The sequence below is a fragment of the Paenibacillus mangrovi genome, assembly GCF_022898935.1.
Taxonomy (GTDB): Bacteria; Bacillota; Bacilli; order Paenibacillales; family Paenibacillaceae; genus Paenibacillus_AQ; species Paenibacillus_AQ mangrovi.
Window position 1 is genome coordinate 46,352 of record NZ_JALIRP010000005.1, and the last position, 25,112, is coordinate 71,463.

Consider the following 25,112-nt stretch of genomic DNA (forward strand, 5'->3'; position numbering starts at 1 on the left):
GGGCTATCGTTTCCCGTTGGTGTAACAAATTTACTGAGCTCTGCCTTGTAATTTCCTCTCCATGTGTATTTCACGAAGTAATAAAAATAAAGGAAGACCTAATGAAACACCTACTACAAGCGTACCGACTATCGGTAACCATAAAAACCTCATCCCCCTTCTTTTGCCTTCAAAGAGAATGAACCCGATAAGTACAATTGCTGATACTAAAACATCCATCCATGCAAATGAGCCAATACGCGTTTGAGTTATTTCTCTCATTAATTGAGAGGAATCAAGGCCATTCTGTATGATCCAAGGAAGAAATTGCGAATATGGCAACACAACTCCCAAAACCGCTAATATTCCATAAAAGTATTTCAACGAAACCCCTCCCCAAATACTCTAATATAGAATATATTCCCTTTAGTATTTCTCATCCCTTTATTTTAACCTACCCGTTAGTTGAGAGAAGGCAGCCGATCACAAGAAGCCGGCTACCTTCAAATGTCTTTATTACTCCCTCGTATCCGTTAGCGGAATGAGTCACACTCCACGATTTGGAGGTTATGATTAGCGAAGTCAATCTATTGTTACGCGAATCGTACTCACGTTAAATAACGCTGTCGGTTCAATTGAGCCTGCATTATTATCCGCATTGACTACAGCGCCCTCGCCTCCGGTAATAGTAGGCTATCGCAGCGGCTCCCAGCGCGATGCCCCATATCGGCATCAGCAGGAGTGGCGTCGTTGCCCCCCAGTTCGGAAATAAGCTAATCACAAAAGAATCTCGGACGGTCTGAATGCCGGTAATCGTGAGCATGACGGAAACAAGCGCAGCAGGAACGATAGCCAGGGTGGGAGGAACGCGCTTCCCGGCCAAGAACGGGATCCAGCGAGGAAACGTTTCTCCCCATGGCTCAATCAGTCCGCGGGTTAGAACGGCGCCGCCGATCGAGACTAAGGCAAGGCCTGCTCCGGCCGATGCGGCCCCTGTATCCTGAAGGCTTCGAAACATTTCCTCCGTAATCCCTAAAGGTATTCCAAGCAGCCATGCAATGCGGGTGATATCGTAATATACGGGGGCAAGGATCGCAATCCAGGTTGCCCACTTTCCCCAACGTGCTGCGGAGTCGGAAGACGTCCGGGGACTAGCGCCGCTTTTGCGCCCACAATATGCGCAAGCGTTTCCTGATTGGCGCTGGAAGACTAAAGCCGTCGCTCCCCACAGAAAACCGCCGCCAAGACAAATAATCTGGTTCACTACTGGCCATGTGATGACATCGGAATAAGGAATCGGCGACCCGATAAGAGCCATAATCAGACTAACAGGGGCGGAAGCTACGGCAATAAGGACCCGGGCGTCCGGAACCGCGAAGCAGAGAACCGCCGCAGCGCTCCATGCATAGAGGATCGGTATCGATCGAGCGAAACCGTGCGCCTTGGCCTTGTACATAAACAGTAAGATCACACCCAGCAAGCAAAGAATAGCCATGACGGTTCCTCCCGCCATGGCTGTGGCATAGCTAAAAACCGAATGCGAAGAGTTAGGTTCGCCCTCCATGCCTAGTGGAAAACCTGCGCCTCCAAGTGCCCAAAATAACCCCATTGCGCCATAGGCGAGCGTCCAAATGATCGTAGCGTAGCGGATCCATTCCGGCCATCGCCTCAACCAGCGAAGGAGTGAAGGTTTCGATTCGATCATCTCGGGGTAGGATACGGGATTCCGGTTCACGGAATTCATAATCATCACAGCTCCTTATACAACGTTACTCATAGTATATAGAGCGCTGGTAAACAGGAGGTAAACGGGAAACAAACTTCACCCTAACTTTTGTGCCGATAACAGCTTGATTGACAGGGAAGTCCCTTCGTTTGGATTACTGGTCACAATTAAATAGCCGCCATGAGCTTCAATCAGCTGCTTGGCTATGGACAGCCCCAGGCCCGAATGCGCAGCGGACGCTGTCGCTGCATTGACTTGAACAGATGTCTCGCTGAATCCGATCCCGTTATCTTCGATCTGGATCTCCGTCATTCCGTTATTGAGACATGAAATACGAACCGCAATTTCTGTACCTTTCGGATTATGGACGACCGCATTGACGAGCAAATTGCGGATCGCCCGCATCAGCAGCTTCGGATCACATAATTCTGGAATTCGATCCGGTTCCGTATCCATCATGAACTGGTAACCGGTCGCCCAAGGAGCACTGCTGACATCCGCCACAGTTCTGCGTACGAGTTCTACGATGTCCACTTCCTCGGCTTTTAAAGGGATCTGTCCCTGAATCGTTTCATTGAGATCCTGCACAAGTTCTTGCAGGTGAGCTGCTTTTTGCTGGATTACTGACAAGAATTCTCTCTGCTCCGCTTCGCTCCATCGATACTCCGAATGAATCAGCATGGTAGAATAACCGGAGATATAGGTTAACGGCGTTTTCAAATCATGCGATATCCCTCGAATCCATTCTTGTTTCGCTTGTTCTGACTCCTGCTTTTCCTTATCGTTTCTTTGGAGCGTGCTCTCCAGCATCTGTAAATGCTCAAACAATTCCTTGTAGACAGCATATGGCAATTTCAACGTCCCACTTTTGCGGGAACAGATTTCATCAAAGCTTATGGGAGAATCATATTGGCCTCTTGCCAAACGCTTGATCCAAACAATGATGAAATAAACAGGCTTCCCAAGATACCAGCCGATCAGGAGCAAGGTCAGAAGAAAAAGGATGGCGCACAAGGCCAGAACAGTGATTTGATAGATCCCTAAACTGCCCTCGTCTGTGGCTATTTTCGGCCAAAAAATACGGACGGCCACGATCACAACCGCTTGAATGCAAACAAAAAGGAGAAAGAAAGCTGCTAGCAGCTGAATGGCTATTCGAAGCACAAATTTCATTGTACTAACCTCCCGAAATCGGAACGAACTTGTACCCGATCCCTCTCAGCGTAACGATTAGCTTGGGGTCTGACGGATCGACTTCCAGCTTCTTTCGAAGTCTGGAGATGTGGATAACCACCGTTTTCTCGTCCCCTTGCACCATCGTTCCCCATACTTGCTCGTATAATTGTTGCGATGTGAATACCCGGTTCGGATGTTTACAAAAGTAGAGCAACAGTTCAAACTCTTTAGCTGGACAAGGTGTAACGACGCCACCCACAATAAGTTGTCCGGTGATTCGGCTAACCGTGAAAGTCTCGTATTGATACAGATCATCAGCGTTTGAAGCATCTGACGCATACAGAGAGCTCCGTCTCAAATGAGCCTGAATCCTGGCAACAACTTCCATTGGATTGAACGGCTTGGTTACATAATCGTCCCCGCCAAGGTACAGCCCCTGCAGCTTATCCATATCGCTCGAGCGGGCAGTAAGGAATAAAATCGGGGTACTTATCGTTTTACGCATTTCCATGCACAAGGAAAAACCGTCCATATCCGGAAGCATGATATCAAGCACGATCATGTCAAAGCGTACCGTTCGCACAGCCTTGAGCGCTTCACCAGCGGAACCGGCTTTCGTAATATGGGTATACCCTGCTCTTCGAAGGAGATTCTCAAGCATGATCAGAATACCTTCCTCGTCATCGACCAATAAGATTGCTTCGTTCCGCACCCATTTCGACCGCCTTTTAAAAATAGAATATTGTATCCGTTACAGTTAACAGACAAGAGTTGACCAAAATATACTTCTTGTTCGACGCCGTATTCTCATATTCCTTGCTGTCAAAAAGCCTGTGGTATAACATAGCCCAGAAAAAAAGCTTGGATCCCTTTAGGATCCAAGCTTTTCTGCAATTAAGCTACATTTCTGCCGCATCTCCGTCATGCGGTTTGCCGAGCTGTAGTTCATTGGTTTTGTTTTTCGACTGCACCTTCATAGCAATCAGCTGGAAAATGTTGATCGGCTTCATCACGAGCATGACGCCGGCATCCGGATCCGGTGCGAGAATCGCGCCAAGCTGATGATGCTCTCCGGCGTAAATTGCACGTTGCAGGAATTTGCTTTCTCCTTGCAGGTTGCGGACCTCCAGCTTACAGTAGGCAGGATTTTTCCGCAGGGCGGCATGCATCTGCTCCTTGCTGCGGACGGAAATCCCGTTGATCTTCACGATCGTCTCGCCGGCCAGGATGCCCATGCTCTCCGCTGGGCTGCCCGGAATAACGGCCAGCACCTTCAAGCCCTGCTGCGGGTGGACAAACATCGGGCTGCTTTGCTGCTCTTCCAGACGGCTGTACCACAGCAGTCCCTCATGCAGCAGGAAGCTTACAAGAGCCGCGGCAATCATCAGCGGCTTCCACCAGGATGCAAGCAAGCTGAGTGCCAAAAGCACGATACTGTATATTAGCAACCGCTTGAAGGTTTTGTTCGCCTTGACCTGCGGGAGCATGCTCTGCGTCATTTCGCTGAAGCCGATGACCACTGGCAGTGCCACCATGCTGAAGCCGCCGCTCCAGCCGTCTCCTCCGAGTAGAGGGGTCCAGGGCAGCAGCGTACCTGTGGTCTGAGCGGGAATCAGCAGGAACAGCGGAATCGGCCAAAATGCCTGCATTTGATAGCCTCCGACGAGCTTGCCCCGTTTGCTCTCCATAAAGACCGGATTGGCAAACCCAGCGCCCTGCACCTTCACTAGTAATGCTTCTGCTAGATGCAGAACGGCGACAAGAGCCAGCAGTGCCGGAATGTCCAATCCCCTAACGGTATCTGCCGCTGTCCCCATGATTCCTTCCGGCTTCCAGTCCGGAAAGAAGCTAAGTATGAATTGAATGACTCCAAGGATACCTATGGAATATGCGAAACATAAATAACGTACGCGCAGCAGCAGCAGAATGATTGCGACAATCCATATGCACCATACCGCCTGCAGCGAAAGCGAAATGCCCAGAAAAGCAATGACGACGGATACGCTTATACCCGCCAGCAGCCCTCCGATGAAGGTGCGCCAGGTCTGCAGTCCCCAGCTGTGCAGCCGCACAGAAAAGAGCCTTCGTTCCAGCAGCACCTGCCTGCGGTATACCAGCATCATAAATAAAATCGAAATATAGTAAAACGGCTGCAGCAGCAGCTGTACAATAGCATCTGTCCAATGCCAGAACAGTTCCAAAGCGACTTCCAAGTCATGTCACTCTCCTTCCCGGATGAAACGTTACTATTGATTATAATTAGAGTCCATTAGCGCCAAACAAAGAAAAAAGAAGGCTCAAGAGCCTTCTTTAATGATTCGACGCTGCCGCTGTGATTTCCTTCTGAACCTCGGCAATCCCTGCCTTCAGCTGGTTATCGTTCTTCGGATCGCGTATTTGCTTGATCAGCTCGGTTTCCAGTGATTCCGCTGTCTTGGCGTCCACATTGCCGCTCTCGGTCAGCTTCTGTGATTTCTGGAATGACTTCACTGCTGTTACGGTCTTCTGATCGAAGTACCCGTCTTTGCGTCCCGGATGATATCCAAGCGCATCAAGCATGATTTGTGCACTCTTGATATCTGAATTATTCATGTTGTATTTCAATGTCGTTTCTTTATTGATCGGTGCCGCCATGTAATAATCCGGCTGAGCTACCGCAATATCCGGCTTGATGCCTTTCTCGTGAATCCAGCTTCCGTTCGGCGTCAGCCATTTGGCAATCGTGACTTTCAGCATGCTTCCGTCGCCAAGCTGCTTGCTGAAGCTTGTTTGCACGGTGCCTTTGCCAAAGGAATTTTCGCCGATCAGCTTCGCTCCTGCGGACTGCTGAAGCGCGCCTGCCAGTATTTCCGAAGCGCTGGCGCTGCCTTTGTTCATGAGTAGTGTTACCGGATAGGATTTACCGCTGCCCTTGGACAGGCTCTGCTCGCGTTTCTTATTCTTGTCTTCAACCTGAACGATCGTTTTGCCTTTAGGCACAAACTGCTCGGCAATATCGATCACAACGGACAGAACTCCACCCGGGTTGTTCCGGACATCAATCACAAGACCTTTCATACCTTCGCCTTCCAGCTTGGACAGTTCTTGCTTGAAGTGTTCAGCTGTGTTCTGAGAGAACTGGGTAATTTCGATAACACCAATTTTGCCGGGCTCCATATGAGCCTTAACGGTCTCAACGTCCACGTCCGCACGGACAATGGTATATTCGATCGGTGCGGCCTGGCCGCTGCGTTTAATCGTCAGCTTGGCTTCACTGCCTTTTGGACCGCGAATTTTGGCTACAGCATCATTCAGCTCCAGACCATGCAGTGATTCACCGTTAACGGTCAGAATAATATCCTTTGCGCGAATTCCCGCTTTCTCAGCCGGCGAGCCTTTAATCGGAGATACCACGACGACGTTGCCGTTTTCGGAAGATACCTCAGCGCCAATCCCGCTGAAAGAGCCTTCAATGGATTCCTCGAACTCTTGGGCTGTCTTTTTGCCCATATAGGAGGAGTACGGATCGTCCAGGGATTGCATCATCCCGTTAATCGCACCATCCACTAGTTTGCTGCGATCCACATCCTGATAATAATTCGACTGGATGAGATCCATAGCAGCACCGATTTTTTTCGCTTCATCGGCCTTCAGCCCGCTGGTTCCGCTCGCAAACACACCTTGTCCCGTCGCTGCCTGCGTAGTAAAGCCTGAACCCGTTAATGCCAGAGTCAGTACGCTTCCGCCAATCATGGCTAAAAGGACCAACCATACGACCGTGCGTTTTTTCAAGTGTGATCACCGCCTTTTATTCTCCGGCCAAGCATCTTCTAAGACCAGTTCCAACCATTGTAGTATATGTCCGGCTTGAACGGAATATTTATTCGCCTACAAATAAGGCATTGGATCTACAGGGTTACCGTTCTCACGAACTTCGAAATGCAGATGGGGACCTGTAACCCGTCCTGTCGATCCGGATTCTGCGATCACCTCGCCGCGGCTGACATGATCACCAACCTTAACCTTGATTCCGCCATTGCGGATATGGCCGTAAAGCGTCCACATACCGCCTCCATGATCGATAATAACACAGTTGCCATAACCGCTCCACCATTCGGCGAGAGTGACGGTTCCTTCATCTGCCGCGTGGATTGGCGTTCCTTCCGGAACTGCCAGATCGACACCTGTATGCATTTTTCCGACTTCTCCCGTAACCGGATGGGTTCTTCGTCCGAATCCAGAGGAAATACGGGCTCCACTTACCGGCATATACAGAGGCCCGCCGTTACCGGTAAAGCCGCCGGAGCTAGCAACCGCCGTTTTGCTGCTTTTCTTCGCTCCCGCCTTCTTCGCTGCCGCCGCCTTCTTCGCCGCTGCCGCCTTGGCAGCCGCCGCACGACGCGCAGCCTCTTCCGCTTTCAACTTGTTTTTCTCCTGCTGCAGCGCGGAACGCTTGCTTACCAGGTTCACGAGCATTTGATCTTGCTCTTCACTGATACCATCGGATTCCTCAATCTGTTGATCATAATTGGCAATGAGAACTTTCTTTTGCTTCTCGTTCTCGTTTAGGATCGACTTTTGGTTCTCCATTTCGGCGTACAGATCCTTAGCCTTGGCATACTGTCCTTCAAGCTCTTTTTTCTTGTCCAGAACAAGCGCCTTATCCTTCTTGTTCTGCTCTAGGAGTTCCCTGTCCTGTTCTACAAAGCTCTGTATTGAGTCGGCCCGCTGCAGGAAATCCGAGAAGCTCGTCGAGGACATCAGCACCTCCAGGTATGGCACATTGCCATCCATATACATGAGTCTGACGCGGGATTCCAACATTTTTTCGCGGGACTCAATCCGGGCTTCCGCCGCATCCAGCTCTGCTGCTGTCTCGTGGAGCTTGTCCTGCGTCTCATCGATTTGCATTGAAATACTGGTCATCTTATTGCTGACCTGGTCGATTTGATCAAGCACATATTGTAAATTCTGCGTTGTCTTATTTTTGTAATGCTGCGCTTCCTGCTTTTGCGATTCCGCTTTTTCCTTCTGTGCTTTGGCGTCCTCCGCCTGCTGCTGCAAAGCTTTGAGCTCATGATCAATCTGATCAACGCTTTTCTTTTGAGCATAACTCTCAGAGGGCTGGACAATAGCGGACGCCAGCAGAATAACGGCAAGTACAGAGGCTATCTTTTTCAAATTGCGTTCCCCATCCTTTCAAGAAAAACTTCTACCCGAAGTTCTGTCTTCCGTATGGACTCATCCCGGGCTTATCAGCAACTTGCGTGATTGATCTATACTTTCAAAAATTTGCGAAGAGAGAGAGTTGTTCCCCACATACCGATGAGTACACCGAGTATTAATAGCAAGCCGCCCCACTGCCACAGATCGTTTATAGGCAGCAGATTCATTTGTAGCGATATATCGGAGCCGACGGCTGCAGCCAAACGGTCATAGCCTACAAACAGAATCAGCACCGTAATCAAAGAGCCAATCAGTCCGATTAGCGTTCCTTCCACGAAAAACGGCCAGCGGATAAAGGTGTTCGTCGCACCCACCAGCTTCATAATGGCGATCTCCCTGCGCCGCGCCAGGATCGTTACCCTGATGGTATTCGAAATCAGGAACATCGACATCACTGCCAGACCCGCCACGAAAACAAAGCCGATGTTGCGCACTGTTTGCGTTACTTTGAACAGCGTCTCAATCGTGCCTTTGCCGTACTTCACCTTCATGATCGGCTGCTGATCGGAATGGCTCGTGTTCAGCGCTTCGATTTTCTTTGCTACAAAAGGAACAGTCGTCGGTTCGTACACTTCGATCTTGAACGAATCCGGCAGCGGATTATTGTCGTTGTCAAAGCCTTCAAGGAGATCCTTGCCCTCATCGCCCATGCTGTTCTGGAAATCGACCAAGCCTTGTTCCTTCGAAATAAAATCGACTTTGCTGACTTCCGGCATGGCGGCAATTTCCTTCTGCACTGTCTCGCGCAGCTGCTTGTCCACGTTCAAATTCAGGTATACCCGGATCTGCACCTGACTGTCCGCCTTGTCGGCGATCGCATTAACATTCAGTACAAGCAGAATAAATACGCCCAAAATGAATAGAGATACGATAATGGATATTACGGATGCTACGGACATCCAGCCGTTGCGGAATACGTTCTTCGCTCCTTCCCGCAAATGCCGCAAGAAGGTGTTAAAAGTCATATCCGTATTCTCCTCTCAGCTGGTCGCGCACAATGTTGCCGTGTTCAATCGCAATGACGCGTTTACGCATCGTGTTAACGATATCTTTATTGTGGGTGGCCATAACAATGGTTGTTCCGCGGAAATTGATCTCATCCAGCAGTTGCATAATGCCCCAGGAGGTCTCGGGGTCCAGGTTGCCGGTAGGCTCGTCCGCAATAATAACCGAGGGGTTGTTAACGATGGCACGAGCGATGGCGATCCGCTGCTGCTCACCACCGGAAAGCTGGGACGGCTGGTGATTCGCTTTGGACTTCAGGCCGACAAGATCCAGCACTTCCATCACGCGTTTCTTCATTTGTCTTTTCGGGGCTTCAATGACTTCCATGGCAAAAGCCACATTCTCATAAGCAGACAACCTCGGCAAAAGGCGAAAATCCTGGAAAATAACGCCGATATTGCGTCTGACGTAAGGAATCTTGCGCTGCTTCAGCTTGCCTATATTAAACCCGTTTACAGAAATCTGTCCTTTCGTCGGCACTTCTTCTCTATAAATGAGCTTCATGAATGTCGATTTACCTGCGCCGGACGGTCCGACGACATATACGAATTCATTGCGGTCAATCTTCACGGATACACCTTGAAGCGCATGGGTTCCGTTGGGGTATGTCTTCCACACATCCTGCATTTCAATCACTTCATTATCACTTCCTAGTTACATAATTAGCCATTATAATTTCGACATGTTCCAGCTAATTCCTCTAAAAAACTTTGGGAATCATCACAATGTTTATTATTGTAACAAATTTGTTACCTTTTTAGTACCCGAAAATTTTCCAATTCATTTACATATATATGAAAGATGGTATCAACCGTGTTTAATACGAAGCGAAAAAAAGGTGGGAGCCATGAAAAAAATTCATTTTTATCTGATCATCATTGCCAGTATCGTGCTGATCGGTTCCGTTACCGCCGGATGGATTCATCTCTATATCAGTCAGAATACGATTCCTGCTCATGTCAAGGTGGGGGGATGGGATGTGGGCGGCCAAAAGAAGGACGAGGTGCTGAAAAAGCTGGATGCCAAATTGAACGGGCTTCAGCAGCAGCCTATCACTATTTATGCGAATAACAAGGACGTACCGAAGGTCACGGTCACACTGAAAAACGCCGGAGTTACGTTTGAAGCGGATGCTTTCCGCAGCGCGGCCTTACGCCTGTATCAAGGAGGCTGGTTCGAGCGGATGAACGAACGGAGACACTTTCAGAAGGAATGGGGTATTACACCGCACTGGAACATATCTGTGATCAAACAAAAATTCGGTCCAGCATGGGAAGAAAAATATTTCGGCAAGCCTGTAAATGCCACGCGCCGGATTACACCGTCGGATGATGTTGTATACACTCCGGAAATATCGGTCCTGCGCATCGATTGGGAATCCTTCACCCATACGATGACGGCCCTCATTCCCAAAAGCTTTTCCGGCCCTGACGAATCCTCAGTTCCGCTGAAAATGAAGCTTCCTTTATATACAATGAAACCGAAGGTCACCGTGAACAGCCTGAAGGAAGAGGGAATCGAGCGCAAAATTATCGAATTCAGCACCGGACTTGGAACCAGCGCATCAGGGCGCGTGTACAATGTGAGCTCGGCCGCGAAGGCGATGGATGGCATGGTGTTGAAGCCAGGGGATCTTTTCGATTACAGCAAAGTGATTGCGAAGGCAGAGGAGAAATACGGGTTCCGCGAAGCGCCTGTCATTCTAAACGGAAAGCTGGTACCGGGGATTGGCGGCGGCATCTGCCAGGTATCAAGCACCGTGTACAACGCAGCATTGCGTACCGGGCTGCAGATCGTAGAGCGTCGCAATCACTCCCTCCCAGTCAGCTACCTGCCCAAGGGTCTGGATGCCACCTTTGCCGAGGGCTCCATTAATTTCCGCTTTAAAAACACAACTGGCAAATCACTGATCATCCGTGCCTTCGTAGAGGGGAACACATTGACGATTAAGTTTTTCGGCACCTTCCCCAAAAATACTGAATATTCGCTTGAATCGCGCACCGTCGAGACGCTTCCCGTAACGGAGAAACTCGTGCAGAACAAGGACATTCCAGTCGGTGCGCAGGAAGTGCTGCAAGAGGGCAAGCCGGGATACATTGTGGAAACGTATCAGATTAAAAAGGTCAACGGGAAAGTTGTCGAACGAAGTCTGGTATCCCGAGACACTTATCGCCCCCAAAGCCGGCTGATTGCTGTGAATTCCAATGAGCCGGGAAGTAGCAAGGATTCCTCGGATTCCAAAGACCAGGTCGTTGAGGATGGCATCAGCGGGCCTAATTTTTGAAGTAGTATTCATTCGTTATCTAAAAATGCTTCTGCATCTTCTAATTTATTAAAAGAATTGACCAAGTCACCAAACATTCGCTTCATTTGCATTTTGGATACGGTGGAACCGGTGAAGTAGGCCCATTTCGACATCCCGTGATCAACGGAAAGCTGGCCAAGATGGCTCAATTTATCAGCGACTTCCATTGTGAACAATTTTCCTTCGCTCATGTCTGCTATTCCGGTAAATCCAGGTTTTACGTTTTCGAGCAGTTCCGTCATTTCCGCAATGTAATCGTTTACGTTGTTCTTGTTGATTTCAATCACTTGAACCGCGACCCGATTCTTTGCGGCATCATAATGAATTGTGTACATATTATTCCCTTCTCCTATCGACAAGAAAATATTAGTTTAAAGAAAGGATACGCAAGAAATCCGGATTTGTAAAGGAGAACTCGCCAAATAATGTAGAAATATGTCGAATCACGCAAAACCTTTTTCTTTACCGTGTACAAGCATTTTATGAATCATCAATTGACTCAAAGAAGACCAATTAATCCCATGTTTCGACAAATTCTGCGTACAGACAGCAGGGATGGTTTGCCGAAACCATCCCTAAGAAACTCAACTTTATGGATATTCATATCATTCAGGGAATCAATTTGAGCCGGCGCGCCTGCTCCTCAGTCAGTATATATTCTTCGCTTGGCCAAACTTCATCCTCATCATCCACACCAAACATTTTCATCACGTCCAGCCAGATTCCTTTTTCGACGGCTTCTTCCTGGGTAATGATCACTTTCATAAATATCAGCCTCCCTGCTGTGCTATTTATTCTTGGCGAATTGCATGCGCCCAGCCCCCATCATGGATACGGACACGAGTGCGAAGAAGACCGGAATCAGTGCCCATAGGAAAGCGTGGTCCACGGAAACCGACAGCGCCGTACTTATTTTCTCCATAACCTGCGGTGGGATAAGCGCTCTGGCCTCCGGAGACAGCATATGCTGCGGATCAGCGTTTGCAGGTATGTTCTGCACAGCTCCGCCCAGCTTCTCCGTCAGTTGGCCTTTGAAATCATTGCGCTGGATGATGCCGAAAATCGTAATCCCGATCGTCATCCCGAGCGAGCGCAGGAAGGATATTGTCGAGTTCGCCGATCCCCGCTGCCGCAGCTCCATACCTTGAATGGCCGACATACTCAGTACGGAGAAGGAAAATCCGATGCCAAATCCGGTAATCATCATATATAGGGACAATACAAGCCGGGAAGTTTCCGGTGTAATCGTAGCGAGCAGAAACATGCCGAGCAGGAAGACCGTCGCGGAAAAGATCATGATCCTGCGGAACGTCATTTTGGAGGACAGTATGCCGCCCACCTGTGAAGCCACGACTGAGCTGAGCGTAAGCGGAAGGAGTATCAACCCGGAGTTAGTTGCACTTCCACCCATGACGCCTTGCACGAAAATCGGAATATACACCGCTGCCGTAATAAATGCTGCCCCATAAAATAAAGCGGCTGCACTGCTCGCGGCGAACAGTCTTTTGCGGAACATCTCATACGATATGATCGGCTCTTCTGCCTTTCTCTCCACCAGCAGGAAAATGATGAACAGCACAGCAAAAGCTGCAAACAACCCAAGAATAATCATGGAATCCCATGCATATTTATTGCCGCCAAGCTCCAGCGCGAACATCAGGCTGACCACAGCACCCACCAGGGTTGCCGCGCCCCAGATATCGATTTTCTGGCGGGAATGCTCATGCGATTCTTTGTAAAAGAGAACCACAAGCAGAAACGCGATGAGTCCAAGCGGTACGTTAATGTAGAAAATCCAGCGCCAATGCCAATAGTCCGTAATGTAGGCGCCCATCAATGGGCCAAACAGGTTCGCGACGCCGAATACGGCTCCAAACATTCCTGACATCTTGCCCCGGAGCTCCGGCGGAAAAATGTCAAAAATGATGGTAAAGGTAATCGGAATCAGCGCACCGCCCCCGATCCCCTGAATGGCACGGTAGATGCTGAGCTCAGTAATGCTGTGGGCCGTACCGCAGAGCATGGAACCGATCAGAAACAACACCACGCCGAAGATAAAAAACTTCTTTCTTCCGTACATATCGGACAGCTTCCCGAAGATCGGCATCCCTGCCATCTCGGCAACCATATAAGCGGAAGTAACCCATACGAATTGATCGAGTCCGCCCAACTCCCCAATAATGGTACCCATCGCGGTCGCTACGATCGTGTTGTCAATGGCGGCGATGAGAATGCCAAGCAAAAGTCCCGCAACAATAAAACCCAGCCTGTTCTTTTTAACAGCCATCGTTCTCCCCTATCCTCCTGATCCTTACAGCCTGATTTTCGCAGACTGCGAAACTGATGCTTCGCTGTCCTGCTTGAATTCATCTATATATTCAACAAGGCCGATCCGGCATCCGCTGCCAATGGTGACACTTCTGCCCCGGACGACAGACGCTTTGGTATTTTCCAGCACGATGGTATCCCCCTCGATGGTATCCGCCGTCAGTGAGCCTTCTGTGCCCGGAATGAATTTGCCGAGGAACGGCAGTCCGATCCCTTTTTTCACCATAATGCGTCCTCCAACCAGCTCACGCAGATGGCTGTGCCCGTATAGCTTGATAAACGCCTCCTCGGCATTCAGCATGCCGTTCACTTCTACGGTACCCCTAACCAGCATTTCTTCCATCTGGCAGTCTGAGCCCACTTGAAGCTCACCGGTGATTTTTGCCTTTTCGACCGCCATCCGTCCGCCTACCGATAGTTCGCCGGTGATCCCTATACTGCTTGCCGACAGCTCATTCCTTACCTTCATCTCACCCTGTACCTTGACGCTTCCAGCATGAAGTAAACCGTTTACTTCGGAGTTACCCATACATTTGAACATATCGCAATCTGTATCTCCGTTGATGATGGCCTCGCCCATAATCTTGATATGTTGAAAAGAGCCGCCGTTTGAACTCCCATTGCCGGTGATTTTCATGTCGCTGCGGCTGCCGCCCAAATTCCCGCTTGTCATCATATGCTTCCTTCCTCCTTTTTAGACATAGATCCTTTAGATTTGATAAGCTGCTCCAATTTGGGCATCTTCGTCCCGTGTCAGCTGATTTTTATATTCTACGCGTCCGATTTTGCAGCCCTTGCCGATAATGACATCATTGCCCCTCACGATTTCTGCTTCCGTATGCTCCAAATAGATCTCATCGCCTTCAATGGTATGAGCCTGCAGCTTCGCCGAAAGTACAGGTACGAACTGCTCGATGACACTGATCTTCTTGAGGCGTCTGACCGTGATGCTCTCCCCGCCGATTTCCTGCGCTTTGCAGGGCATATTCATTTTGACGTCGATCAGACCGGCGTTTAGCAGGCCATCGATACTGAATCCGCCATGAACGGACAACAATTCGCACTGCACGTCATCTCTTGTTTTCAAGATGCCAAAAACCTCTACCTTTTCTCCGTCAAGCCGTCCGCCTATAGACAAACGTCCGTTCACCGTCAGCAGTTCTTGGCAAACCGCATGCTCTTTGATCGTTGCCATTCCGTCAAGAATCATCCGGTTTGCTTTGAGTGCACCTTCCACTGTCGCCGTTCCGTTCACTGAGACGGTCTCGCTTTGCAGCGCCCCTTCAATCGTCAAGGTTCCGTTGTTGTCGAGCGAGATGCAGTCCGTATCCCCGTTAATTTTAGCCATACCATCTGTTCTGACATGCGAATAGCTCCCGCCTTGCGACCGGCCGATGCCGGAAATAGACAAATCAGATCTCATCTCCACTTTCTATACCTCCGTATCATTTAATTTCAATTTCAATTCTTCGATGGATGCAGCCAGGGACAAACGAAAAATCCATTTTACATCCTTGTCAAAATAAATCTGTTCAGCCGATTCCGCCAAGAATAGCAGAGGGACTCCCATTTTACGGATCAGTACCAGTTCGTACGGTTTCGCCGCCAGCGCGCCGTAGTGCTCCCGCATAACTGCAATCAGCATTTTTCCTTCTTCGCGGGTGATCTCCCCGCTTTGCAGCAACTTTTGCAGAAGATACACCGTCAGAATGTCGTTAAAGGACAACGTTTCCTGACTCCCTAACTCCTCTCCAAACAATTCTATGGTGAAAGATGTAACAATGTTACGTTTTATAAGCATTTCAGGGGAGAGAGATTCCACATGGGAACTTGGTGAAAATACATCCGCCAGCTCATCTAGAGACCATCCATCCTTCATGTTTATAATACGCTCGATCCGCTGCAATATTTTATCCTTAGGGAAGAAGGTTTCTTGCCCCGTAAAGGATGATCTACGGACAAACCATTCTTCAGGAATCAAATTTTTACGTTTCCAGCGGTACAGCTGTCCGTAGGAGATACCTGTCAGCTCCAGTAATTCCTTCTTCGAAATGAGATCTTCTTCGTTCATGATACCGCCTCCTCAGAAATTAATGTAACATAACATTGTTACGTTGTAAACTGAGCGAAAAGATATTTTTAAACTCGAGTTTGAAAATCAAAACCTTTTACGAGAGCAAATTAAAACAAAAAAACCACCAGCAAAGGTGGTTTTTGTCAAAACGATTCAGCTACATATTAGCACCGCAGCTTTTGCGGATCACTAGCTCGGTTGGTATGGACACATGAAGCGCCGCTTCCCTGTGGCTCATGATCTGATCGACGATCAGCTTTATCGCCGTTGCCCCCATTTCTTCGGGTAATACTCTTACCGTCGTCAAAGGAGGATTCACATACTGTGCCATTTCAATATCATCGATGCTCACAATCGAAATCTCTTCAGGGACCCGAAGGCCTATTTCATCTAATGCCCGAAGTGCCCCAATCGCCATCGGATCGCTCGCAATAAAGAAGGCCGTAGGAATATCGCCCTGCTGGACTGCATGTTTCATTAGCCGATAACCCGCGTCCGTTCCCCAGCCCCCCGTATGCAGATCACTCTCACGGAACAATCCCCGCTCCGTCATTAGAGAACGATACACTTGCTGCCTTTCATCGATATAATATTCCATCGAATCTTTCGAAAAGATGTAGCTCGTACCCCCGATATAACCGATTTTTTCGTGGCCGAGCAGAAAAAGATGCTCCATCGCCTGTTTCGCTGCCTTTTCCAAATCAAAAACGACAGCGTCACATTGATCGGAGCTAATATGATCTACAGACACGATATGCAGGTTCTGGTCCTTGGAATGCGAAACAAACGAAGTGCTTACTTTACCAATAGCGATAATACCATTTAATTCTGACATATCCATATCCTGGGTACCACCTTCAACCCAGCGGAATACTTTATGGATCTCGATTCCGCGCTTCAAGCATTCCCGTTCCACTCCAAGGCGAATCGACAAATAATACGGATCATAATATTCCAGCTGCTCTGAACACCAAATGACCATCCCTAGTTTAATATCTGGAAGGCCGTCTGTTTTGCGTTTGCGCTCTGTTTTCTTCTTATAATTCAGTTTCTTGGCAACTTCAATAACTTTATTCTTGGTTTCTTCAGGCACACTAAAAGAAAGGTCGTTATTGAGCACTCTGGAAACGGTCGCACTCGATACTTGCGCTAGCTCCGCAATATCTTTAATCGTTGCTATCTCAATCACACACTTTCTTCATTAAACTTGTTCAGACCGTTTCTCCCGGGGAAAGTAAGTTCCTGGGGCAAGAACTTCTACAATATTATCAATTATACCTTCTTGATTTCCAACTTGCGACCCAATTTCGAACCCGAAATACCGCCGGCTCTATATAAAAAACCTGTTAAACCTAGTATCTACTAGATCAACAGGCTTTAAACTTCCAAGCAAGTGATAGGATCAAGCTATCCAGGCGAGGTCTCACGCCCCGCAGCTTTTTCGGACAATCAATTCCGTTCGAACATTAACATGTAATGTATAGTCTCTTCCGAGCAAACGGTCGACGATCAGCTTCACTGCTGTGGCACCCATCTCTTCTGTAAACACTTTGACCGTCGTAAGCGGAGGATTCACGTATTCGGAAATATCGATACCGTCAATGCTAGCAATCCCGATTTGCTCCGGTACCTTGATGCCCGATTCATCGAGTGCGCGGAGCGCTCCGATTGCTAGTGGATCACTGGCCATAAAAAACGCCTCAGGCAGGTTTCCCTTTTCTATGGCCTGCTTCATCAGCCTATAGCCCTCTTCCGGACCCCAGCTTCCGACATACATGTGCTCCTTCCGATACAATCCCCGTTCTTCTAGCATATTTTCATAGACCTTCTGCCGTTCATCTTCGTAATATTCAAGCCCGCCTGCTGTCTGGATGTAACTTGTTCCCCCAATATATCCGATCTCTCTATACCCTAACTGCAGCAAATGATCCATAGCCTTTTTGGCCGCATCGGCAACGTCGAACTGCACGGAATCATGATCATCCGAGGAACGATAGTCTACATATACGATTGGAAAATCCGAATCAGCCCGATTCGGCTGTAAACCGCTTTCCACTTTCCCGACAACAATCAGCCCGTTCAAATCGGAGCAGTCAATCGTCGGGCTGACATCGTCTAACCATCGAAAAACGCGGTGAATGGATAGTCCTTGTTTAATGCATTCCTTCTCGATGCCTTGCCGGATGGTCAAGTAGAACGGATCCGAATATTCAAACTGCTCGGAGCACCAGAATAGCAATCCAATCTTCCAGTTTTTCTTGGCTTTGGGGCCGCTCCGTTTTCCACCTGTTCTTTTACGATAATTCAATGATTTGGCGACCTCAATGATATTTCTCCTCGTTTCTTCTGCTACATTAAAGGAGCTATCCTTGCTGAGTACCCTTGAAACCGTGGAACTCGATACCTTGGCTATTTTTGCGATTTCTTTTATCGTAGCGATATGAATCACACACTTTCCAGTGGGTTACTTCATAACCCTCACAGCTATTTTCTTGCCCGGTTCTACGTTCAAACGAATAGAGCTGATTGTCTCAGAACCGCGAATCTGCTCTACCTTTGCTTCATACTCTGTACCGTCAACGGATAGGGTGCTCCATTCACCAGGGAAACGGGCTTCCCACACAAACATCGGGCCAGACACATTTTCTATGACGCTTTCCCCGTTCCCGTTATGTGATAGATGAATTTCATTACCCCATACTGGAATGTTCTTAACATCACTCCATGCTATAGATCCTAACCGCGGCAGCGTCATCAGAACTCTGTCGGTTGCGCTAGGGGCAACTCCCATCATTCCGGTTATTAAAGAAGATATGACACTATAAGACACTTCCGGATATTCTCTTCTTGGCGTATTCGGGCTGGATAGCTCCAGCAGCACCTTGTATGCGACTTCATGCAAGCCGTAACGATAATAGATTTCAGCCAAATGGGAACGTTCCTCAACGTTATCCCCGCCATGCTTGACTACATCCAGCAGCGCGGAATTCAGCTGTACACCTTCTTCGATCAATCCAAAATATAAAGGCAGATAATGTGCCGATGCGTAATACTCAGTATACGGTGAACGGTCCTGAAGAATCGCTCCATTAAATCGTCCTGCCTGTTCATTCCACCACTCATTCATGTACATGTGCCGTATTTCGGCGGCTTTGTTCGTAAATTCCTCGGATTGCCCTTGGTGACCGCGAAGACTCTGAATTTGTGCATAGGCCTTATACCCGGCATAAAGCGCCGCTACCAAATCTCCAGCCACAAGCGGATGCGTGCTGTCTTCTCTATAAGAAGCGATTCCTCTGCGGCCATAGGAGGCATAATGTTCGGGCAGTCCATCCCCGTCCTGATCCCAACGCCCAACATAATCCGTTACCGACCGTTCATAAAAATGGGTAAGCACAGGATCTTTAATATAGTCTGTGTCTGCCGTCCACTGATACTGCCGCAAACAACAATCGATTAGATCGAAGTTCGCCGGCAAGTTGTACCAGAAGTCTTGATCATTTTCATAATCGACAGGTGCGGGCAAGCCTTCCTTCGTAATTTCCCAATAAGTGCAGAAGTCTCGCTCGCTTGCAATATGTTTGGCAAATTGGCTTAGCATGTTCTTGTTATGCTCCCGCAAGCCCAGCAAATGAGCGCCGGTGCTTTGATGTGCAATATCCCGCATGCAGAAGGCGTCTCTCCCTGGCAAAGCTGCCTCATACCAGGGTCCAACCGGATCGTCAAAATGAGCATAGGATAAGGCCTGCTGTTTGGCCCACGCAAAGGCTTCATTTAGTGTAGCGTCTGAGGAATCAAAAGCCAGATGACCGATACGATGCGTCTTCATATCAAATCATTCCTTTCTTGATCAGGACAAGACCGGCGCCCGGAATCTGAAGCCTGTGAAGGCCAGTATTCATCTTCATCTGGAAGCTGTTTACAATATCTCCGCAGCTGCTGCGGATTTCGACTTCCGCCAATCCTATATCTTCACTCAGTTCTAGTACAAGGCGTGTATTCAAGGTGCCATTCACAACAATAAGCGTCTCCGGCACATGCTCTCCAATATTCACAATGATGTCATCGTATGCGCATATCATTCGTTTCTCCGTCGTTTCCGCACGGACAAGTGGATATAGGGAATCCGGTTTACCTGGCATGAGCTCCCCCTCAATGAAGACGTCCCGATGTTCACGCCAGAAAGCCAGCCAATAGGACAGCATTTTCAAATGCTCACTCGGGATGTGATCCAGCTTGACTGAAATCTGCGGCACAGAAAACAAAATGTTGATGATCTGCAGCGCAGCGCTCTCCACGGGCTCTTGCGGATTCCACATGATCATATCGGAATGAACCGCGGTTTCGCCGCTTAGAAGCCTGACGTCAATCGTCCGAATCCGATTCTCAACCGCATCGTTCGGGCAGTCGGTGGCGCGAAGCATATTCCCGTATTTTTTCATCAATGGTCCAACATAGTTTTGCCGGAATTCGATCATGATGTCCGGTTTGATCGCCTTCAGTCTCGCAATAACATCGCTTAGCAATCGATCGACGGCTTCCGGCACAGAAGTGTAGTCCATTTCCGGATCCTTCTTGTCCTTGGTTTCTTCTGTCGCATAAAAGCTGTCCACAAAATCAAGCTTAAACCCGTCTAAATCCCATTCCTGAACGGCCTTCTCATACAGACCAATCGTATATTCGCGAACCTCCGGATACCTGGGATCCAGCACACCGGTACCCAGATTCTCAAAAACGGTTAACAATTTATGTTCGAACCGATGCCACGCATCGCTTTGTTTTCCAACAAACGGCACAGAGTACCATAACATGTATTTCAACCCTATCGCATGTACGCGCTCAACATGCGACCGCATATCCGGAATTTTATCCTCGCAAACGAGCCAATCGCCACAATAAGCGTATCCTCGGGCATTATCGGATGTTTGCCATCCATCGTCTACAATGACCATTTCACAGCCCAGATTTTTGGCGAGACGGCACTGATGCTCGATTTGCTCCGGATCCAATTGCTGATGGAAATTGTACCATGTCGAGAATACGGGCAATTTCGCCGCTTCCGGTACAGACCCGGGCTCATATCCTGGCATGGATGCCCACCAACGCTGCACATCATCAAGAGTTTGGTAATACGGCAGATCTCTTGCATCAAGACGGATAACCGCTTCATAGGTTTGCACGGGTCCTACCGGCTCTGTAAACAGCTTCACCGAGCATTTGAATACCGATGTCTCCTCATGAACACCCGCCGACATCTCGACGGCATTCAATGCATCAGAATAGGCAAACGTCAATCGGTTGCGTCCCATTGTGTTGAATAAACATCCTACGGGAGCGGAGTAAGTTGCTTTCGATACGAATCCTCTTTCCCAATCCACATGAAGCCTTCTGTTGCGGTAAGCAGCAGGATGCCAATAACCATGAATGTCGATCGCAGGAATATGCCATATCATTTCAACCACCGACGGGTTGACGGGTGCATCGGCCGAAAGTCGTATCGTTAATAACTCCACACCCTCTCCCGCCGATTCAGAAAACATGGAGACACGAAATTCTTCGTTTGCACCAATCACTTCAAATTGATATTTTCCGGTATCCAGCTGTCTCATATCTATACTTGACTTCGTCACATGCTGTCCCTCCATCGCCTATCATTATGTTTGTTTGCTTGAATGGTTAACCTTTTACCGACCCAAGGGTAATGCCGCTGACAAAATACTTTTGCAAGAACGGATATACGCATACAATCGGCAGGGTAACGACCATGGTCACCGCAGCCCGAAGGGTGGAGCTTGAAATATTCCGATATTTCGAATAGGCTACCTGAGCATCCTGAATTTGCTGAAGCGCCTCAACTTCAAGAAGCAGCTTGCGCAAATACGTCTGTAGCGTATCCCATTTTCCATTCGAATTGTACAGAATCACATCAAACCAGGAATTCCAGTGGCCAACCGCGCTGAATACGGCAATTGCGGCGAACACCGGCACGGAGACCGGAATGACAATCTTGAAATAGATCCGAAGCTCGGAGGCTCCGTCAATCCGTGCTGACTCAAACAACGATTCAGGCAAGCCTTCCATGTATGATGCCATAAGCAGCATGTAATAAGCATTTAGAAGGCCAGGGATCCAGTACACGTTAAACGTATTGATGAGCCCAAGCTTCACCATCAGCAAATAAGTAGGAATCAGCCCGCCTCCAAAATACATGGTGATCAAAAACAGAATCCGCATGAATTTTCTGCCGGAAAAGTTGCGGATCGTAACCACATAAGCAAGCAGCCCTGTCATGAATACGCAGGTGGTTGTCCCGACGACAACGCGAAGAATCGAAATCCCCAAGCCGGAATACAACTTATCGTTCTGGAACAAAAATTTATAGGAGTCGAGCGAAAAGACCCGGGGGAAAAAATAGATTCCTCCTCTGGCAGCATCAACCCCGTCATTAAAAGAAAGGGCCAATAGATTCACAAAAGGATACAGCATGAAAAAAGAAAAGATGAGCATAAATACAACATTACATGTGTCGAAGATCCGGCTGCCAATAGTTGGTTTCATCTTTAGAGAACTCATATCACTCCTCGCTCCCTTACAAAATGGATGTGTCCAGCGTTTTTTTACTGATCCGGTTTGCACCGAGAACAAGCGCTAATCCAATGATGCTCTTAAGTAGTCCAATCGCTGCACCATACGAGTAATTACCAAGCTGAATCCCGTATTTGTACGCATACGTATCGATAACCTCGTGATACTCTCTCGTTTGCGAGTTGCCGATGAGCAATTGCTGCTCAAAGCCCGCATTCAATATTCCGCCAATACCCAGAATAAACAGTAAAACGATCGTCGGGCGGATACTTGGCAATGTGATGTGCCACACCATCCCAAATCGGCCCAAGCCGTCCACTTTGCCCGCATCATACTGTTCGGTATCCACGCCGGCAATCGCAGACAAATAAATAATCGTCGCCCAACCGACGTCTTTCCATATATTCGTAGTCGTTAACAGCCCCCAAAAGTATTTCCCCTCACCCAAAAAAGCAATAGGCTGGTGGATGATACCCAGTCGCAGCAGCATATCGTTGATAAAACCCTCATTGCCTAATAGCGCAAATAATATGCTGGCAACAACGACCCAAGAAATAAAATGCGGTAAATAGGAAATGGTCTGGATAACCCGTTTGAAGCGTTTCATGCGTAATTCGTTTAACAGTAGAGCCAACACGATCGGGGCTGTAAACCCAAAAACGATACCTAAACCACTGATCGCCAGCGTATTGCGAATGATATTCCAAAAATCTGGAGAGTGAAAAAAGGTTTTAAAATGAAGAAGTCCAACCCAATCACTGCTGAAAATCGGCTTGCCAGGAATGTAATTCATAAAAGCAATGATAATGCCATACATCGGGAGATAACTGAAAATAAACACCCATATAATCATCGGAATGCATATCAGCCATAGCTGACGTTCCTTATATATTTGCCGCTTTACAAGTTGAAGTCTTGATGTGGGTTGTACAGATACCTGTGCTAATTCGGACTTCATCCAGCCACCCGCTTTCTTGATCGAAAATTTCGAAGCGAGAGGGAAGAGATATCCTCCCCCTCTCGTTCACTTGCCTCTATTTCCAGGAAGCCATGCGAGATTTGTACACGTCGGATCTGTATTTTTCGATATCGTGAAGACCCGCACTATTCAATTTATCCTTCATATCATTAAAATTCTTCATCATTTCATCTTCCGTCTTGCTCATGACCGTTTTGGCCCACAACGTTTCGAGTTGATCGTCAATTTGCTGCTTGGTGATCAGGAGTGGATCATTAGCCGGAATTGTAATGGATCCGATCGAGTTATCGTAAATCGTATCCTTCAAGTTGTCGTTCATGATCTTTTTCCATTTGGCTTCATCGTTGAAGTTTTGGTCGAACCAAATGGTGCTGTGTCCGTCATCCTTCATCGTGCCTTGACCCTCAACCAGACTCAAATAATATTGGCCAAGCTTATCCGATTTCGCATAATCCCATGTCGCGTCAATGATCGCCTTCTTCGCTTCTTCAACCCAGCTCCATTTGCCGTTCTCGTATTTCCATACCGAATCAGGTTGGTTCGGAGCCCCCCAGCCAATCAAACGGGTACCCATATCTGTGATGGAGAAGTTCATCCATTTCATGATATCTTCAGGATTTTTGGCCTTATCTGTAATAATCGTGAAGACTCCACCGCGTGCATTTTTAGGAGACAAATATGCTTTTTCCGCATCAGCCGCTTTTAACTTCACTTGCACATAACGCTGTTCTTCCTTCCAATCCTTGTTCACCTTCTGCCACACTTCATGTCCCGCATTCCAGGACTGCCACCAAGGGCCGATATGCCCCATAATGCGTTCAGCCGAAAATTTGGCCTTCCAATCATCGAATTTGTTGACGAAAGTGTCAGGATCAAGCAATCCATCCCGATAAATTTGGTTCATGAATTTGGTAAGCTCGAGGCCTTCCTCAGTGTTGACCCAATGGGTCATATCCCCTTCCTTGGTAACCTTGTAGCCATTTTGAAGTCCATACATGCCGGCTACCGTCGGTACCATATTCGTCGTGACAGGGGCTATGCTTGAAAGCGCATACGTTTTTTCGCCTTTGCTATTTTTGGGATGAGCAGCCTGCATCTGCTTCAAAATGTCGTAGTACTGTTCAGGCGTTTCAAAAGCAGGCGATCCCATTGCCGTATACCAGTCGTTGCGAATATGGGCGGAGTTGTCGGGAATAGGGAGCAGCCCCCAACTCTTCGGCAGCATGTAAAGCTTGCCCGCTTCGTTGTAGTACGATTTGAACCAAGGCTCCAGCTGTTTTTTAATATTCTCGCCGTATTGATCCATGTATTGTCCAATCTCTACGGCTTTCCCCTGGTTGATCCATTGCTGAGCTTCAGACTCGGTTAGATTCGTAATCACCTCAGGATAGTCACCGCTTACGAGCATCAGGTTCAGCTTCTCTTTTTTGTCCACGTCGTAGACGATATTGTTCAGCTTTACATTGAATTTGTCGAGAATGTATTTTTGAAGCTCCGCTTGGTACTTCTTCACGTTATCAGGGTTGTCTTGTCCGGAATAGAAATTGATTTCGACGGTTTTATTTGGGACTTCCCACCCGAATTCATTGACTTTCTTTTCACCGGTGTCAGATTGCTGTTCCGTTTTCGCTGCATCATCTGTCTTTGATTCACCGCTACAGCCTACAAGCGTCGAAAACGCAAAAATAAAGGAACAAAGCAGCATAAAAGTCTTCTTCACAAATTAACCCCCTTAATTATGAATCCGCTT

Annotated in this window: 23 protein-coding genes; 1 reads left to right on the forward strand and 22 read right to left on the reverse strand. The window is 48.2% G+C overall.

Annotation, left to right across the window (positions count from 1 at the left end):
* Positions 1 to 30 precede the first annotated feature (30 nt).
* From MUG84_RS13255 to ftsE, 9 genes are all read right to left on the reverse strand, one after another.
* The gene (locus MUG84_RS13255) at positions 31 to 363 is read right to left on the reverse strand and encodes a DUF2834 domain-containing protein (protein WP_244725526.1); all 333 of its coding nucleotides are present in this window, start codon (positions 361 to 363) and stop codon (positions 31 to 33) included.
* Between the two features lie 265 nt (positions 364 to 628).
* Positions 629 to 1,723, reverse strand: a complete 1,095-nt coding sequence (locus MUG84_RS13260; protein ID WP_244725527.1) for a hypothetical protein — start codon at positions 1,721 to 1,723, stop codon at positions 629 to 631.
* Positions 1,724 to 1,801: 78 nt separating this feature from the next.
* Complete coding sequence (locus MUG84_RS13265; RefSeq protein ID WP_244725528.1) at positions 1,802 to 2,878, reverse strand: sensor histidine kinase; 1,077 nt, start codon at positions 2,876 to 2,878, stop codon at positions 1,802 to 1,804.
* Between the two features lie 4 nt (positions 2,879 to 2,882).
* The gene (locus MUG84_RS13270; protein WP_244725529.1) at positions 2,883 to 3,593 is read right to left on the reverse strand and encodes a response regulator transcription factor; all 711 of its coding nucleotides are present in this window, start codon (positions 3,591 to 3,593) and stop codon (positions 2,883 to 2,885) included.
* Positions 3,594 to 3,780: 187 nt separating this feature from the next.
* Complete coding sequence (locus MUG84_RS13275) at positions 3,781 to 5,094, reverse strand: PDZ domain-containing protein (protein WP_244725530.1); 1,314 nt, start codon at positions 5,092 to 5,094, stop codon at positions 3,781 to 3,783.
* 97 nt (positions 5,095 to 5,191) lie between these two features.
* Entirely contained in the window at positions 5,192 to 6,613 is a 1,422-nt protein-coding gene (locus MUG84_RS13280; protein ID WP_244726059.1) for a S41 family peptidase, read from the reverse strand.
* A gap of 135 nt (positions 6,614 to 6,748) precedes the next feature.
* Positions 6,749 to 8,041 carry a murein hydrolase activator EnvC family protein gene (locus tag MUG84_RS13285; RefSeq protein WP_244725531.1) on the reverse strand — a complete coding sequence of 431 codons (1,293 nt, stop codon included), beginning with the start codon at positions 8,039 to 8,041 and terminating at the stop codon, positions 6,749 to 6,751.
* Between the two features lie 95 nt (positions 8,042 to 8,136).
* Positions 8,137 to 9,051: a permease-like cell division protein FtsX gene (gene ftsX, locus MUG84_RS13290; protein WP_244725532.1), complete on the reverse strand. Its 915-nt coding sequence runs from the start codon at positions 9,049 to 9,051 to the stop codon at positions 8,137 to 8,139.
* On the reverse strand, positions 9,041 to 9,727 hold the full coding sequence (gene ftsE / locus MUG84_RS13295; protein ID WP_244725533.1) for a cell division ATP-binding protein FtsE: 687 nt from the start codon (positions 9,725 to 9,727) through the stop codon (positions 9,041 to 9,043). Before ftsE ends, ftsX begins: the two co-directional genes overlap by 11 nt.
* 211 nt (positions 9,728 to 9,938) lie before the next feature.
* Here ftsE and MUG84_RS13300 point away from each other — a divergent pair, with 211 nt between their 5' ends.
* Positions 9,939 to 11,375: a VanW family protein gene (locus tag MUG84_RS13300; RefSeq protein WP_244725534.1), complete on the forward strand. Its 1,437-nt coding sequence runs from the start codon at positions 9,939 to 9,941 to the stop codon at positions 11,373 to 11,375.
* Positions 11,376 to 11,383: 8 nt separating this feature from the next.
* Here the strand turns inward: MUG84_RS13300 and MUG84_RS13305 are convergent, their stop codons facing one another.
* The 13 genes from MUG84_RS13305 to MUG84_RS13365 form a co-directional block, all read right to left on the reverse strand.
* On the reverse strand, positions 11,384 to 11,731 hold the full coding sequence (locus tag MUG84_RS13305; protein ID WP_244725535.1) for a hypothetical protein: 348 nt from the start codon (positions 11,729 to 11,731) through the stop codon (positions 11,384 to 11,386).
* 274 nt (positions 11,732 to 12,005) lie between these two features.
* Positions 12,006 to 12,161, reverse strand: coding sequence for a hypothetical protein (locus MUG84_RS13310; RefSeq protein ID WP_244725536.1), 156 nt, complete (start codon positions 12,159 to 12,161; stop codon positions 12,006 to 12,008).
* Between the two features lie 22 nt (positions 12,162 to 12,183).
* Entirely contained in the window at positions 12,184 to 13,683 is a 1,500-nt protein-coding gene (locus MUG84_RS13315; RefSeq protein ID WP_244725537.1) for an MDR family MFS transporter, read from the reverse strand.
* 24 nt (positions 13,684 to 13,707) lie between these two features.
* The gene (locus MUG84_RS13320) at positions 13,708 to 14,400 is read right to left on the reverse strand and encodes a hypothetical protein (protein WP_244725538.1); all 693 of its coding nucleotides are present in this window, start codon (positions 14,398 to 14,400) and stop codon (positions 13,708 to 13,710) included.
* 33 nt (positions 14,401 to 14,433) lie between these two features.
* Complete coding sequence (locus MUG84_RS13325; protein WP_244725539.1) at positions 14,434 to 15,153, reverse strand: polymer-forming cytoskeletal protein; 720 nt, start codon at positions 15,151 to 15,153, stop codon at positions 14,434 to 14,436.
* Between the two features lie 3 nt (positions 15,154 to 15,156).
* A complete protein-coding gene (locus tag MUG84_RS13330) occupies positions 15,157 to 15,795 on the reverse strand; it encodes a YhbD family protein (RefSeq protein ID WP_244725540.1) in 639 nt (212 codons plus the stop codon).
* Positions 15,796 to 15,955: 160 nt separating this feature from the next.
* Positions 15,956 to 16,987, reverse strand: coding sequence for a LacI family DNA-binding transcriptional regulator (locus MUG84_RS13335; RefSeq protein ID WP_244725541.1), 1,032 nt, complete (start codon positions 16,985 to 16,987; stop codon positions 15,956 to 15,958).
* A gap of 234 nt (positions 16,988 to 17,221) precedes the next feature.
* Positions 17,222 to 18,247: a LacI family DNA-binding transcriptional regulator gene (locus MUG84_RS13340; protein ID WP_244725542.1), complete on the reverse strand. Its 1,026-nt coding sequence runs from the start codon at positions 18,245 to 18,247 to the stop codon at positions 17,222 to 17,224.
* A gap of 15 nt (positions 18,248 to 18,262) precedes the next feature.
* Positions 18,263 to 19,627, reverse strand: coding sequence for a trehalase family glycosidase (locus MUG84_RS13345; protein WP_244725543.1), 1,365 nt, complete (start codon positions 19,625 to 19,627; stop codon positions 18,263 to 18,265).
* 1 nt (position 19,628) lies between these two features.
* Positions 19,629 to 21,428: a glycoside hydrolase family 36 protein gene (locus MUG84_RS13350; protein WP_244725544.1), complete on the reverse strand. Its 1,800-nt coding sequence runs from the start codon at positions 21,426 to 21,428 to the stop codon at positions 19,629 to 19,631.
* A gap of 46 nt (positions 21,429 to 21,474) precedes the next feature.
* Positions 21,475 to 22,356 carry a carbohydrate ABC transporter permease gene (locus MUG84_RS13355; protein ID WP_244725545.1) on the reverse strand — a complete coding sequence of 294 codons (882 nt, stop codon included), beginning with the start codon at positions 22,354 to 22,356 and terminating at the stop codon, positions 21,475 to 21,477.
* Positions 22,357 to 22,387: 31 nt separating this feature from the next.
* On the reverse strand, positions 22,388 to 23,341 hold the full coding sequence (locus MUG84_RS13360; protein ID WP_244725546.1) for an ABC transporter permease: 954 nt from the start codon (positions 23,339 to 23,341) through the stop codon (positions 22,388 to 22,390).
* A gap of 76 nt (positions 23,342 to 23,417) precedes the next feature.
* Positions 23,418 to 25,082, reverse strand: coding sequence for a type 2 periplasmic-binding domain-containing protein (locus tag MUG84_RS13365; protein ID WP_244725547.1), 1,665 nt, complete (start codon positions 25,080 to 25,082; stop codon positions 23,418 to 23,420).
* Between the last annotated feature and the right edge of the window lie 30 nt (positions 25,083 to 25,112).